This is a genomic window from Streptomyces sp. NPDC088730, assembly GCF_044751215.1.
Taxonomy (GTDB): Bacteria; Actinomycetota; Actinomycetes; order Streptomycetales; family Streptomycetaceae; genus Streptomyces.
In genome coordinates this window covers 201,221-215,653 of sequence record NZ_JBIVLK010000006.1, presented here as the reverse complement: position 1 = coordinate 215,653, position 14,433 = coordinate 201,221, and the positions used below count along the sequence as shown (strand labels likewise).

Annotated in this window: 13 protein-coding genes; all 13 read right to left on the bottom strand. The window is 73.1% G+C overall.

Annotation, left to right across the window (positions count from 1 at the left end):
* Positions 1-14: 14 nt before the first annotated feature.
* Entirely contained in the window at positions 15-1,250 is a 1,236-nt protein-coding gene (locus ACIP89_RS20500; protein ID WP_402116022.1) for a cytochrome P450, read from the bottom strand.
* A 177-nt stretch (positions 1,251-1,427) separates the two neighbouring features.
* Positions 1,428-2,105, bottom strand: a complete 678-nt coding sequence (locus tag ACIP89_RS20495; RefSeq protein WP_401924393.1) for a response regulator — start codon at positions 2,103-2,105, stop codon at positions 1,428-1,430.
* Positions 2,102-3,352 carry a sensor histidine kinase gene (locus tag ACIP89_RS20490; RefSeq protein ID WP_401926773.1) on the bottom strand — a complete coding sequence of 417 codons (1,251 nt, stop codon included), beginning with the start codon at positions 3,350-3,352 and terminating at the stop codon, positions 2,102-2,104. The genes ACIP89_RS20495 and ACIP89_RS20490 overlap by 4 nt, the downstream gene beginning before the upstream one ends.
* Positions 3,353-3,608: 256 nt before the next feature.
* Positions 3,609-4,484, bottom strand: coding sequence for an alpha/beta hydrolase family protein (locus ACIP89_RS20485; protein ID WP_401924396.1), 876 nt, complete (start codon positions 4,482-4,484; stop codon positions 3,609-3,611).
* A gap of 321 nt (positions 4,485-4,805) precedes the next feature.
* Positions 4,806-5,993 carry a kynureninase gene (gene kynU, locus ACIP89_RS20480; RefSeq protein ID WP_401926563.1) on the bottom strand — a complete coding sequence of 396 codons (1,188 nt, stop codon included), beginning with the start codon at positions 5,991-5,993 and terminating at the stop codon, positions 4,806-4,808.
* Entirely contained in the window at positions 5,986-6,834 is an 849-nt protein-coding gene (locus tag ACIP89_RS20475) for a tryptophan 2,3-dioxygenase family protein (protein ID WP_401924401.1), read from the bottom strand. Before ACIP89_RS20475 ends, kynU begins: the two co-directional genes overlap by 8 nt.
* Positions 6,835-7,000: 166 nt before the next feature.
* Positions 7,001-7,414, bottom strand: coding sequence for a DUF3151 domain-containing protein (locus ACIP89_RS20470; protein WP_024493879.1), 414 nt, complete (start codon positions 7,412-7,414; stop codon positions 7,001-7,003).
* 76 nt (positions 7,415-7,490) lie between these two features.
* Positions 7,491-9,014, bottom strand: a complete 1,524-nt coding sequence (locus ACIP89_RS20465; RefSeq protein ID WP_401924404.1) for an MFS transporter — start codon at positions 9,012-9,014, stop codon at positions 7,491-7,493.
* 244 nt (positions 9,015-9,258) lie between these two features.
* A complete protein-coding gene (locus ACIP89_RS20460) occupies positions 9,259-10,425 on the bottom strand; it encodes a MalY/PatB family protein (RefSeq protein ID WP_402116020.1) in 1,167 nt (388 codons plus the stop codon).
* Positions 10,426-10,521: 96 nt separating this feature from the next.
* A complete protein-coding gene (gene fbaA, locus ACIP89_RS20455) occupies positions 10,522-11,553 on the bottom strand; it encodes a class II fructose-bisphosphate aldolase (RefSeq protein WP_024494502.1) in 1,032 nt (343 codons plus the stop codon).
* Positions 11,554-11,754: 201 nt separating this feature from the next.
* Positions 11,755-12,294, bottom strand: a complete 540-nt coding sequence (pyrE, locus tag ACIP89_RS20450; protein ID WP_073733510.1) for an orotate phosphoribosyltransferase — start codon at positions 12,292-12,294, stop codon at positions 11,755-11,757.
* A 133-nt stretch (positions 12,295-12,427) separates the two neighbouring features.
* The gene (locus ACIP89_RS20445) at positions 12,428-13,225 is read right to left on the bottom strand and encodes an aldose 1-epimerase (protein ID WP_402116019.1); all 798 of its coding nucleotides are present in this window, start codon (positions 13,223-13,225) and stop codon (positions 12,428-12,430) included.
* Between the two features lie 21 nt (positions 13,226-13,246).
* Positions 13,247-14,404: an SRPBCC domain-containing protein gene (locus ACIP89_RS20440; RefSeq protein ID WP_402116160.1), complete on the bottom strand. Its 1,158-nt coding sequence runs from the start codon at positions 14,402-14,404 to the stop codon at positions 13,247-13,249.
* Positions 14,405-14,433 lie beyond the last annotated feature (29 nt).

The window sequence follows — 14,433 nt, the reverse complement described above, 5'->3', positions numbered from 1 at the left end:
CGCACCCCGCCGCTTCACAGCTCGACGCGCAGCTCCTTCACGCCCCGGATGACGTACCCCGGATTCCACTCCGGCTCCTCGGCCAGCCGCATGTCCGGTGCCTTGCGCAGCAACTCCCCGAAGGAGGCGGCCAGTTCCACCCGGGCCAGTGGGGCGCCCAGACAGAAGTGGATGCCGGCGCCGAACGTGATGTGCGGGTTCTCCTGCCGGGAGAGGTCCAGGGTGTCCGGCTCGGGGAAGCGGGCCGGGTCGCGGTTGGCCGAGCCGAAGAGCAGGGCCACCTCGGAACCGCGCGGGATGACCGTGCCGCCGATCTCGATGTCGTCCAGCACCCAGCGCTCGAACATCTGGAGCGGGGTGTCGTACCGCATCAGCTCTTCGATCGCGGACGGCAGCAGCCCGTGGTCGGCCCGCAGCGCGGCCAGCTGCCGGGGGTGGCGCAGCAGCGTCCACCAGCCGTTCACGGTGGTGTTGACGGTCGCCTCGTGTCCCGCGTTCAGCAGCAGCACGCAGGTGGAGACCATCTCCTGCTCGGTCAGCCGCTCGCCCTCGTCGTGGGCGGCGATGAGCGCCGAGATCAGATCCGTACCCGGGTTGCCGCGCCGCTGGGCGATCAGTTCGCGCAGGTACGCGGAGAAGTCGACCGAGGCGCGCACGGCGGCGCGGGCGGTCTCCTCGGACGGGTTCAGCTCGTACATCCCGCAGATCGCCGCGGACCAGGGCCGCAGCGGTGCGCGGTCGGACTCCGGGATGCCGAGCATCTCGGCGATCACGGCGACGGGCAGCGGCTCGGCCACGGCCGTGAGCAGGTCGCCCCCGCCCTGCGCGACGAAGTCGTCGACGAGCCCGGCGGCCAGCCGCCGCACGGTCGGCGCGAGCTGCTCGACGGTACGCGGGGTGAACGCCTTGGAGACCAGCCCACGGATCCGGGTGTGGTCCGGGGGCTCCAGGTCCAGCAGCCCCTGCCCGTTGAGCGTCTCGAACGGCTCGTGCTCGGCGGGCGGGGCGGTCCGGCCGAACTCCTCGTGGGTGAACCGGTGCAGGTACGTCCGCCCCAGCCGACGGTCGCGCAGCAGCGCGGACACATCGGCGTGGTGCGGGACGAGCCACTGGTCGGTGGGCTCGAAGTAGTGCGCCCGGCCGGTGGCGCGCAGCTCGGCATAGGCGGGATACGGGTCGGCGACGAACGCCGCCGACCACGGGTCGAAGGGGGCGGCGGAGCCGGCGGCGGCACGCGGGGGCTGGTTCATGAACCGACGCTAACCGGCCACCCGCCACCGGACCAGCCCCACATGCCTGACCGCTGCGTCCCCGCCACCTCCTCACGCCTCTCCAGCGCTCCCCGCCGCCTCCCCAGCACTCCCCGCCACATCCCCAGCGCTCCCCACCGCCTCCCCACGGGTCTCCCGGGGGACAGCCCCCACCGTTCAGGACGGCGTGACCAGCCGGGCCTCGTAGGCGAAGACGGCCGCCTGGGTGCGGTCGCGCAGGCCCAGCTTGACCAGGATGCGGCTCACATGGGTCTTGATGGTGGACTCCGCGACCACCAGGTGCGAGGCGATCTCCCCGTTCGACAGGCCCTGGGCGATGAGGACCAGCACCTCCGTCTCGCGCTCGGTGAGGTCGCCGATCCGGGCGAGCGCGGGCGGCCGCGGGGCCGCCGCGAGCTTGGAGAACTCGTGGATCAGCCGCTTGGTGACGGTGGGGGCGAGCAGCGCCTCGCCCGAGGCCACCACCCGTACGCCCTCCGCGAGCTGCCGGGCCGAGGCGTCCTTGAGGAGGAAGCCGGAGGCGCCGGCGCGGAGCGCCTGGTAGACGTACTCGTCGAGGTCGAAGGTGGTCAGCACCAGCACTTTGGCGTCCCGGTCGGCGGCGACGATCTCGCGGGTCGCCTCGATCCCGTTCAGCTCGGGCATCCGGATGTCCATCAGCACCACGTCGGGGCGGAGCGCGGCGACCTGCGAGACCGCCTCGCGGCCGTTGACCGCCTCGCCCACGACCTCGATGCCCGGCATCGCGTTGAGCAGTACGGAGAACCCCTCGCGGACCATCATCTGGTCGTCGACGATCAGGACCCGGATCACCGGATCCGGGGCGGTCGTCATGACTGCTCCACGGGGGCGTCGGAGGGGGTGTGCTGGACGGGGATGAAGGCGGTGACCTCGTAACCTCCGTCCCCGGTCGGCTCCGCGGTCATCTCACCGTTCAGCATCCCGACCCGCTCCCGCATCCCGGTGATGCCGTGCCCGGCCCCCGGCGAGGGTTTCACCGGGCCGGTCGGCGGGCCGTTGACCACGCGCAGTCCGAGCCCGCCCAGCACATAGCCGATCTCGACCCCGGCGGTGGCGCCCGGCGCGTGCCGCAGGGTGTTGCTCAGGGCCTCCTGGATGATCCGGTACGCCGACAGCTCGACGCCCTGCGGCAGTTCGCGCACCGCACCGGTCACCGTCTTGCTCGTCGTCAGGCCCGCCTCCCGGACATTGGCGAGGAGCCCGTCCAGCTCGGCCAGGGTGGGCTGGGGTGCGTCCGGCGCCTCATAGCCCTCGGCCCGCACGACGCCGAGCACCCGGCGCAGTTCGGTGAGCGCCGCGACGGCGTTCTCCCGGATCGTGATGAACGCCTGCTCCAGCTCGGGCGGCGGATTCTCCACCCGGTACGGGGCGGCCTCGGCCTGGATCGCCACGACGGACATGTGGTGGGCGACCACGTCGTGCAGTTCGCGGGCGATGGTGGTGCGCTCCTCCAGCTGGGTGCGGCGGTCGCGCTCGACGGCGGTGACGGTGCGCTGCACGGTGACCTCGCGCTCGGCCTCCCGGCGGACGTGCACCAGGCTCACGACGAGCAGGGTGAACGCGGAGGCCACGGCCATGGCGGCGGTGTCCAGCGAGGAGTCCCCGCCTGCGACGTTGTCCACGAGCGTGCCGAGCAGCAGGGTCAGCGCCCACATCCAGACGGCGGTGCGCGGCCGGGTCCGGGCCGCGACGACGTTCAGCACGACCAGGCAGGCGAAGAAGGAGCTCGGCCCCCACGGCCCGCCCCCGCCGCCGAGCAGCGAGGTCACCGGGATCAGCGCCATCGACAGCCAGAACGCCCCGACCGGCCTGATCAGCGTCATCGCGACACAGACGGCGGGCAGCAGACCGGCCAGCAGGACACCGGTGTTGCCCGTGCTGGTGAAGCCCTCCATGAACGCGATCAGCGCGGCGCCCAGCACCACCGCGTGCGGGGTCCAACGGGCGCGAGCCCTGAGTCGCGCCGGCAGCCGCCGGGTCAGCGGCCCGTCGGTCGGCATCGGCGGCAGCGGGCGGTAGGCGAACGCGTCGTCTATCAGGTCCTGCCGCAGGCCGGCCATCGCTCCCGCGGCAGCCTGGAGCTCAGGGTTCGTGGTCTTGGTCTCGGTCACGTTTCCAAGGTAGGCGGCGCGGCGGGCGGGGTCGTCAGCACAGATACGGATCCTGCGCCGTCCGTCGCAAGTACTACACGGGTCCGCCCACGCCACGTACCGCGGGCTCCGCTCCCCGGCCCACCGCGGGTTCCGCCCTCCGGCCCCACCGCAGGTTCCGCTCCCCGGCCCACCGCAGGCTCCGCCTCCGGCCCCACCGCGGGTCTCACCAGGCGAGCTGGGCGATCTCCTCGGCCACCACCGCGCACGCGTCGGCCGCCGGATCGATCAGCGGGAAGTGCCCGACGCCGGGCAGCAGGGTCAGCATCACGGTCTCGCCCTCCTTGGCCGCCGCGTCGACGAACGCCTCCACGACCTCCTGCGGAACCGTGAGGTCCGTGGTGCCCTGCACGACGGCGGTCGCGATGCCGGTGGGCAGCAGCTGCGCCGGGTCGGCCTGTGCGCTCCGGACGGCGAAGTCCTCTTCTGTGCCCAGGAACTGCCCGATCGCGCCGGAGCACACATCGAGCCCGATAGCGGAGGCGAAGTCCGCGATCGGTGCGAGCGCCACCACACCGCGCAGCGCGGGCGGGCGGGGCAGCCGCCACGGCGAGCCCTCCGGCAGTACGTGCCGGGCGGCGGCCCACAGGGCGAGCTGCCCGCCCGCCGAGTGACCGGTGACCACGATCCGCCGGGCGTCCGCCGCGGGCAGCTCCCGCGCCAGCAGCTCGGGCAGCGCGTCCATCGCCGCCGCGACGTCGTCGAAGGTCTCCGGCCAGCGGCCGGCGACCGGGCCGGAGCCGCGCTGCTGCGGGAGTTCGCTGCCCCGCCGGTATCCGAGGCTGGCGACGGCGAATCCGCGCCGGGCCAGGAAACCCGCGAACGGGGACATGTGGAGCCGGTCGTAGGGTGCCCGCCACGCCCCGCCGTGCAGGACGACCACGACGGGCGCGCCGGTGCGGCCGTCGTGCGGGGCGAAGAAGTCGATCGTCTGGTCGGGGTGGCTGCCGTAGGCCGCGGAGGCGTCGGGGGCGACCACCGGATGCGAGAACGCGGACTCGGTCTCGGCGGCGTCCTGATCACGCGCGGCAGAATCCGACATGCTGCTCCAACCGTCCCTGACAATGCCCAACTGGGCTGACCTGCGGGGACGGTATCAGTTTGAAGGCGTCCCCTGCCCCGGCGGCGGCCACCGCGACCGCCCACCAGGCCGGGGTCCGGATGACGGTGCCGATGCGCTCACGCTCCCACCCCGCGACGCCCCGGAGCCCGTCCGGCGACATCCCGGAGCCCACCCCGCGACATCCCCGGAGCCCGCCCGCGACGCCCCGGAGCCCACCCCGCGACATCCCCGGAGCCCGCCCGGCGACCGGGGCGAGCCGGTCGCCGGACTGACCCGGGAGCCTACGCCACCGGGCCGCCCCTAACCGGCCAACACGTCCGCGAGGAGCCGCGCCGCGCGTTCCGCGTCCGCGAATCCCACGTACAGCGGGGTGAATCCGAACCGCAGCACGTCCGGGCGGCGCAGATCCCCGACGACTCCGCGTGCGATGAGCGCGCCCATCACCGGTTCGGCGTCCTCGCACCGCAGCGCGACCTGGCTGCCGCGTTCGGCGTGGGCGGCCGGGGTGGCCGAACTGACGCGTCCTTCGGGGACGTACTCCGCGACGCACTCCAGGAAGAAGTCCGTCAGCGCCAGGGACTTGGCCCGTACCGCCTCGATCCCGACCCCGTCCCACACGTCGAGGGACGACTCCAGGGCCAGCATCGACAGGATGTCGGGGGTTCCGACCCGGCCCCGTACGGCGCCGTCGGCCGCCTCGTAGCCGGGGGTCATCGCGAACGGGTCGGCGTGCGACGTCCACCCCGGCAGGGGCGAGTCGAACACCGGCTGGTGGCGGGCGGCGACGTACAGGTACGCGGGCGAACCGGGCCCGCCGTTGAGGTACTTGTACGTGCAGCCGACCGCCAGGTCCACCCCGTGCCGGTCCAGGTCCACGGGCAGGGCGCCCGCGCTGTGGCACAGGTCCCAGACCGAGACGGCGCCCGCCGCCTGCACGGCGGCGGTGAGCGCGGGCAGGTCGTGGAGCCTGCCGGAGCGGTAGTCGACGTGGTTGAGCAGGACGGCGGCGGTACGCGGGCCGAGGGCGCCCGGCACCTCCGCGGGGGCCACGGGGACGATCCGGTGGCCGGTCATCCGGGCGGCGGAACCCGCGATGTACCCGTCGGTGGGGAAGGTGTCCGCGTCGACCAGGATCTCGTCGCGGCCCTCCGGCGCCAGCCGGGTAGCGGCGACGACGGCCTTGAAGACGTTGACGCTGGTGGAGTCCCCGACGACGATCTGCCCGGCGGCGGCCCCGACGATGGGCGCGATCCGGTCACCGATCCGCTCCGGCGCGGTCCACCAGCCGCTCTCGCCCCAGGACCGGATGCGCAGCTCGCCCCACTCGCGGGTGAGGACCTCCTGAAGGCGGGCGGGGACGTGGCGGGGCAGCGCGCCCAGCGAGTTGCCGTCCAGGTAGACGGTGTCGTCGAGCGTGAACAGCTCGCGCAGCGGCGCCAGTTCGTCGGCGGCGTCGAGCGCCCGTGCGCGCTCCTGGAGGTCAGACATGGCTGCGGGCCGTCCAGAGCTCGGGGAAGACGTTCTTGGTGGCGCGCTTCTCCAGCCAGGCGACGCCGGCCGAGCCGCCGGTCCCGGTCTTGGACCCCATGGCCCGCCGGGTGGCGACGAGGTGGTCGTTGCGCCAGCGCCAGACCAGTTCGCCCACGTCGGTGAGCGCCTCGCCGAGGCGGACCAGCTCGTCGTGCTGGTCGGGGTTGGCGTAGATCTCCGCCCAGACGGCCTCGACCTCGGGCGAGGGCTCGTACTTCTGGCTGAGGTCGCGGCCGAGCACGGTCTCCGGGACGGCGTGGCCGCGCCGGGCGAGCAGCGCGAGGGCCTCGTCGTACAGCCCCGGCTCCCCGAGTGCCTTCTCCAGCTCGGCGTGCACCCGGGGCGCGCCCCGGTGCGGCACGAGCATGGACGCGGACTTGTCGCCGAGCAGGAACTCCATCCGCCGGTACATCGCGGACTGGAAGCCGGAGCCCTCACCGAGGGCGGACCGGTAGGAGTTGAACTGGGCGGGGGTGAGCTGGGCGAGCGGCGTCCAGGAGGCGTTCAGCGCCTCCAGCTCGCGCACGGACCGCTTCAGCGCGTCGCGCGCGACGGGAATCCGGTCCTCGCGCAGGGCGTGCACGGCCGTCTCCCACTCATGGACGATGACGGTGAACCACAGCTCCATGACCTGGGTGGTGACCAGGAAGACCATCTCGCCCGGGTCGTCGGAGCGAAGATGCTGGAGGTGGGTCAGGACATCCGCCTGGACATAGTCCTCGTACGGAGTCGTGCCCGCGAAGTCGAGGTGCGGGTTCGCCGCACCGGTGGCTTCGGGGTCGGGGGGAATCGTCGACATCGCTGTCTCCTCGACACGAGCTTCCGGGTAGCGGTCCGCCCCTCCCATCAGGAAGTGGAGCTCCGGTCCCCTGTTCGCATCCTAAACGGCGGCCCCGGAGAGCGCGCAGGCCCCGCGGACGGAGGTGCGTCTGCGGGGCCTGCGCGGCAGGTGGGGCGGGTGCTGTCTAGCCGAGGGTCTCGGCGGCGGTCGGGGAGGAGTCCCGGAGGAACGTCGAGCAGCGCTCGTACTCCTCCTTCTCACCGATCGCCTGCGCGGCGCGCGCCAGAGCGTGCAGGGCGCGCAGGAACCCTCGGTTCGGCTCGTGCTCGAACGGGACGGGGCCGTGGCCCTTCCAGCCGGCCCGGCGCAGTGCGTCCAGGCCGCGGTGGTAGCCGGTACGGGCGTACGCGTACGACTCGATGACCCGGCCGCCCTCGAACGCCTCGTCGGCGAGCTGAGCCCAGGCCAGGGAGGAGGTCGGGTACTTCGCGGCGACCTCGGCGGGAGCGACGTCCGCGGCGAGCAGTTCGCGCGGTCCCGGTTCGTCGGGCAGGTGGGTCGGGGCGGGGCCCCCGAGCAGGTTCTCGTGGATCGACATGGTCCAAGTGTGCCTGGCACCGGCGCCGCCGGTGCGCGAACAGCGGGCACCGGGGCGCACGGCACCCGGCAGCCGCTCAGACGTCGTCCACCCGGCGGGCCGTCTCGGGGGCCGGTTCCAGCGGCGGCGCGGCGACGCCGCAGCTCATGGTGCACTCGGGGCGTGCGGTGTCCTGTACGGCCGCGTGGGGCGTGCGGACGGTCGACCAGGCGATCGCGGCGCCCACCACCAGCAGCCCGGCGCACATCGGCATGGCGCGCCGGAAGGTCGTGGCGAACTCCCCGGCGTCCCGGTAGGCCTCCGGCCCCATCCCGGCGAGCAGTGGCAGCGCGGCCACCGCGATCAGCCCGGCGGCACGGGCCGCCGCGTTGTTGATCCCGCTGGCGAGACCGGCCCGGCCGGTGTCCACGGAGGCCAGGACGGTCGCGGTGAGCGGGGCCACCACGGTGACCAGCCCGAGGCCGAGCACGGCGACGGCCGGGAGGACGTCGGTGAAGTAACCGGAGACGGTGTTGGAGCCCGGCCCCACGCGCAGCATCAGCAGCATGCCGGTGGCGGCGATCAGCGGGCCGGCGGTGAGCGGGATGCGGGGGCCGATGCGCTGGCCCAGCTCGCCCGACCTGGCGGAGAACAGCAGCATCAGGACGGTCGTCGGCAGCAGCGCGGTGCCCGCGCCGAGCGCCGAGTACCCGGCCACGACCTGGAGCTGGATCGCGGAGAGGAAGAAGTAGCCGCCGAGCGCCGCGTACACGCAGAGGGTGACGATGTTGACGGTGGTGAACTGCCGGGACGCGAACACCGACGGCGGCAGCATGGGGTGCGCGCGCCGCCGCTCGACCTGGACGAACACGACGCCGAGCAGCACCCCGCCCACCGCGGACCCGATCACCGCCGGGGAGGCGCCCGCCCCCGGCGCCTCGATCAGCGCGTACGTCACCAGCGCGAGGGAGAGCGCGCCGAGCGCCGCCCCGAGGACGTCGAAGCGCCCACGGGCGTACGGGTCGCTGGACTCCGGTACGTGGCGCAGCGCGATGGGCACGCAGACGGCGGCGAGCGGCAGGTTGAGCAGGAACACCCACCGCCAGCCGGGCCCGTCGACGAGCCAGCCGCCCACGAACGGCCCGACAGCGGCCCCGACCCCGCCGAACCCGGACCACAGCCCGACCGCGCGGGCCCGGTCGTCCGGGTGGAAGCTCGCCTGGATCAGGGCCAGCGAGCCGGGGGTGAGGAGCGCCCCGCCGACCCCCTGGAGGGCGCGGGCGGCGATGAGCACGAAGGCGTTGGGCGCGATGCCGCAGAGCAGCGAGGCGAGGGCGAACCACACGACCCCGACGACGAAGACCCGCCGCCGCCCGTACCGGTCCCCGAGCGCCCCGCCGAGCAGGATCAGCCCGGCGAGCGTCAGCATGTACGCGTTGACGGTCCACTGGAGTGCGGCCAGGTCGGTGCCGAGGTCCTCACCGATCCGGGGCAGGGCGACATTGATGACGGTGGAGTCGAGCATGGCCATGCTCGACCCGAGCACGGTCGTGAGAACAACCCAGCGCCCGGCGGACGAAGTGACACGGATGCCACCGGTATCAGCAGCTCTCTCGACCATGGCCCCAGCATCGACGCCACGGAGCCGAAGGGCCACCCGGAAGACCCTGCCGATGCCCTGTCGATGCCCTGCCGATGCCGGCAGCTGCGGGCGGCGGCCGGGCAGAATCAAGCTCCTCCGGCGATCGAGGAGCGGGGTCCGGTCCGGTGGCAGCACCCCCGGAACGCCCCGCGCAAGCCGCACCCCGGGACGCCACCGCGCAAGCCGCACCCCCGGAACGCCCCCGCGCAAGCCGCGCCAGCCGCTACGCGGCGCCCCGCACGGCCTCCACGCCCCGGATCAGCGCAGCCACCCCCGCCTCCACCTTGCTCCGCGCGCACCCCACGTTGAGCCGCACGAAGCCCTCCGCCCCGTACACACTCCCCGGCATCACGGCGACCCGCTCCCGGTCGATCAGCACCCGCTGGAGCGCCGCCTCGTCCTCGACACCCGCCTTCCGCAAGTCGATCCAGGCCAGGTAGCCGGCCTGCGGCGGCTCCCACTCCAGCTCGGGGAAGGCCGCGTTCAGGCGTTCCGCGACGAACTCCAGGTTCCCGGTGACGTACGCGCGGACGGCGTCCAGCCAGTCCCCGCCCTCCCGGTACGCGGCGATGTGCGCGGTCAGCGAGAGCACCGCCGGGGAGGCGAGCCCCTCCGCGGTCTCCATCCGGCGCAGGAACTCCGTCCGGTCGTCCGGCCGGCCGATAAGCCCGTAGGAGCCCGTCAGCGCGGGAAAGTTGAACGACTTCGACGCCGAGGTGATGAGGGCCCAGCGCCCGTCGCCCGCCACCCGTGTCCACGGCACGTGCCGCCGCCCGCCGTGCACGAAGTCCGCGTGGATCTCGTCGCTGATCACCGCGACCCCGTGCCGGGCGGCGAGCGAGCCCATCTCCGCGAGCTCGGCCTCCGTCCACACCCGCCCGCTGGGGTTGTGCGGCGAGCAGACCAGCAGGACCTTGCTGTCCGCGCGGGCCAGCTCCCGCTCCAGCGCTTCCGGGTCCCCCAGCGGCACCCCGCGCAGCTCCCGCCCGAGCCCGGTGATGGCCTTGCGGAAACCGTCGTACGTGGGGGTGTGGACGACGACGCCCTCTCCCTCCGCCGTCCACATCTGGAGCAGCTGCGACAGCTGGCTGAGCACGGACGGCCCGTACACCAACCGGCCGGTGTCGATCGTGGTGCCGTACCGGGTCTCGTACCAGTGGGCGATCGCGGACCTGAAGTCCTCGTGGTCCCAGTCGGTGTATCCGAACACGCCGTGGTCGAGGCGGTTCCGCAGGGCGGCCAGTACCTCGGGGGCCGTCGCGAAGTCCATGTCCGAGATGGTGAACGGCAGCAGCCCGTCCACCCCGAACCGGTCCGCCACCCCGTCCCACTGGACACACCAGGTGCCGCGGCGGTCGATGACGGTGTCGAAGTCGTAGGACGTGCTCACAGCGGTTCCCTCGGATCGTCTTTCCTGCCGGGTGCGGACATGCCGTGGGCCCGGCACCCCAAGGGATGCCGGGCCCACGCACACAGCTTTCCGGGACTACTTCAGCTTGGTACCGGTGGACCGGAGGTTGGCGCAGGCCTCCGTGACGCGCTTGGCCATGCCCGCCTCGGCGGCCTTGCCCCAGGTGCGCGGGTCGTAGGTCTTCTTGTTGCCGACCTCGCCGTCGACCTTCAGCACGCCGTCGTAGTTGCGGAACATGTGGTCCGCGACCGGGCGGGTGAAGGCGTACTGGGTGTCGGTGTCGAGGTTCATCTTCACGACGCCGTTCTCCAGCGCGGTGGCGATCTCCTCGGCGGTGGAGCCGGAGCCGCCGTGGAAGACAAAGTCGAACGGCTGGCTGCCGGCCGGCTTGCCGTACTTGGCGGAGACGCCGACCTGGAGGTCCTTCAGGAGCTCGGGGCGGAGCACGACGTTGCCCGGCTTGTAGACGCCGTGGACGTTGCCGAAGGACGCGGCCAGCAGGTAGCGGCCCTTCTCGCCCAGGCCGAGGGCCTCAGCGGTGCGCAGCGCGTCGTCGACGGTCGTGTACAGCTCGTCGTTGATCTCGTGCGTGACGCCGTCCTCCTCACCGCCGGTCGGGGTGATCTCGACCTCAAGGATGATCTTGGCGGCGGCGGCCTTGGCAAGCAGCTCCTGGCCGATGGCGAGGTTGTCGGCCAGCGTCTCGGCCGAACCGTCCCACATGTGCGACTGGAACAGCGGGTTCAGACCCTTGGCGACGCGCTCCGCGGAGACCTCGATCAGCGGACGGACGTACGTGTCCAGCTTGTCCTTGGGGCAGTGGTCGGTGTGCAGCGCGACGGTGATGTCGTACTTGGCGGCGACGATGTGCGCGAACTCGGCCAGGGCGACGGCGCCCGTGACCATGTCCTTGTTGTACTGGCCGCCCAGGAACTCCGCCCCACCGGTGGACATCTGGATGATGCCGTCGCTCTCGGCCTCCGCGAAACCGCGCAGCGCAGCGTGCAGGGTCTGGGTCGAGGTCACGTTGATGGCCGGGTAGGCGAACTTGCCTGCCTTCGCCCGGTCGAGCATCTCGGCGTAGACCTCGGGGGTTGCGATGGGCATCTGTCCGCTCCTTGGGATGTGCGGGTGTGCGTTGCTGGTTCCCTGACCTGGGGGCGACGTCATCGTCGCCCCCATCTTCCCAGACTCTTGGTCCGGCTCCACCCGGCGCACTCCCCCAGCATTCGGAGCCGCCCTCCGCGGACATACGACAAGGGCGGGCTGTTTCACGTGAAACGGCCCACCCTCATAAGAAACCGCAGGTCAGGAGAGGTCCAGGTCCGCGACCGAGTACACGTGGACATACGGGAGACCCGCCTCGGCGACGGCCGGAGCAGCGCCCCGCTCCACGATCACGGCGACGGCGACGACCTCGCCGCCCGCCTCGCGCACCGCCTCGACAGCGGTCAGCGGCGAGCCGCCCGTCGTCGAGGTGTCCTCGACGACCAGGCAGCGCCGGCCCTTGACCTCGGCACCCTCGATGCGGCGCTGCATCCCGTGGGCCTTCTGCGCCTTGCGGACGACGAACGCGTCCAGCTCCTGGCCGCGGGCGGCGGAGGCGTGCAGCATCGAGGTGGCGACCGGATCGGCGCCCAACGTCAGCCCGCCCACGCAGTCGTAGTCCAGCTCCGCGGTCGCGTCGAGCATGACCTGGCCGACCATCGGAGCAGCCTTGCCGTCCAGGGTGATGCGGCGCAGGTCGATGTACCAGTCGGCCTCCAGGCCGGAGGAGAGCGTCACCTTGCCGTGAACGACGGCCTTGTCCTTGATCTGCTGCAGCAGCTCAGCGCGTACGTCTGTCATGGCTACGAGGATAAGGCGCCCGGCCCAGCGGCCCGTGCCCGGCGCCCGCACCGGCTCGGCACCGGCACCGGCCGCCGTACCCGCACCGGGCCGTCGTCGGCCCGGATCGTCGGCACGGATCATCGGCCCGGACTCAGAGCCTGCGCCAGCTCCATGTCGTCGCGATCTCCAGCGGATCGATCGGGGTGACGTAGCGGGGCGCGGTGTTCAGCCCGTTCGGCGGGCCGGACTGCGGCTCCACGCAGACCGCCTCGGCCTGCTCGTCGTAGACCACCACCCACTCGGCCCGGCTCTTCACCGTCAGCTCCAGCTGCTGCGGCCAGGTAAGGGTCACATCGACGCCGTCGGGCATCCCGAAGGCGTCGTCCCACGGGCCCTCCAGCGGCGGGATGCGGCGGCCGGTCGGCAGATGGTTCTCGCCCCGCTCCTCCTGCCAGGCCGCGTCGAAGGCGATCCGGACGTCCTCTCCGCCGCCGAGGCTTCGCCGGAACCAGGGGTGCCAGCCGGCCTGCGCCGGGAAGGAGTCCCCGTAGGTCTCGATGCCGAACGCCAGCGTGACGGAGTCCTCGGACAGTTCGAAGGTCTGCGTCACCCGGCCCGGGTACGGCCACGGCTCCGCCAGGTCGTAGTGGAACGAGGCCTCCGTCCCGGTCTCCCGGTCCGTCTGCCAGGCCGTGTCACGGCCCGTGCCGTGAATGGCGTGCGGCGGGGCGGTCAGCGGCATCCGGTGCAGCACACCGCCGTTGCGGAACCGGCCGTTCTCCATGCGCCCGCACCACGGCACCATCGGGAAGCAGCCGTACCGCTCCCCCTGCCGCAACAGTTCGGTGCCACCGATCCGCAGGCTGCTGATACGGCAGCCGTTGGCGGGGCTCACGGTCAACTCTGCGTCGCCGGCGGACAGCCGGACGTCCTTCTCGCTGCTGCTCACACGACGACACTACTGGCGCGGCTACCTCCGGCGCCGCAGCGCCCGGCCCACCACCACGGCCGAGGCCAGGGCGAGCGCGGCGGCCGGGGCCACCCAGCGCAGCGTGGCGCCCGCACCGGCGGAGCCGGGCGCCGGAACAGGTGCGTACCGGCCGCGCGGCGGGGCGTGGTCGACCTCCTCGGCGCTGCGCCCGATCATGGTGCGCCGGGCATGGGCGGCCTCGGCCGGGGGCCCGTCCGGAACGGTGAACTCGATACCGGCCACCGGGTCCATCGAGGACGGCGGCACCGGAGCGTCGAAGACCGAGGCCCCGTCCAGCGACGGATCACCGGCGGGCGCCTCGTCGGCGGCGGCGTCATGCCGGGTCGGGGCCTCCCCGACACCGGTGTCGTCCGCCTCCTCGGCAGCCTCCTCGATGGCCTTCTCCACCGCGTCCCCGACAGACCGCTCATCGGCACCGGCCACGGCATCGCCCTCGGAACCGTCCCCGGAGCCGTCCGAACCGGACCGCTCACCGACACCGGCCACGGCGTCGCCCTCGGAACCGTCCTCGGAACCGTCCTCACGGCCACCCTCAGAACCGTCCTCGCGGCCACCCTCGGAACCGTCCTCACGGCCACCCTCAAAGCCGTCCGAACCCGACCGCTCACCGGCAGCCACGGAGACGCCACCGGGCTCGGCCCCCGAGCCTCCCGAGCCCCCAGAGCCCCCAGAGCCTTCCTCGCCGGCCCCGTGCGCGGCGAGCGCCTCGGTCACCAGCTGCTGCGCGAACCGGTCCAGCAGGCGGTGGGCGGCGGCGAGCGCTGCTGCCGCGTCCAGCTCCACCAGGCGGCCGTCGCCGCTCACCGTGCCCTCGAACGTGATCGCCGTGCCGCCGCCCCGTTCGGCCAGCCGGACGGCCAGGACCAGCTTCACCGAGCCGGTACCGCGCGCCTCCACGCCCTCGCCCGTCACGGAGACGCCGTACGCGGCGTCCCCCGCCGGGCCGTCCGCCGGCGCGCTGATCCGCAGCGTGCCCCGGTAGGTGATGGTGTGGCCGCCGACCCGCACCTTGAGCCGGCCGGCCAGCGGGCCCGCGGGCGCGTCGGCGTCCTGCTGAAGGCCCGGCACACAGCGCGCGACCCGGGCAGGATCGCCCAGGGTCCGCCGCAGAACGGGGACCGGCACCGGAACGAACACCTCATGCTCCATGGAAACCGAGCCTACTC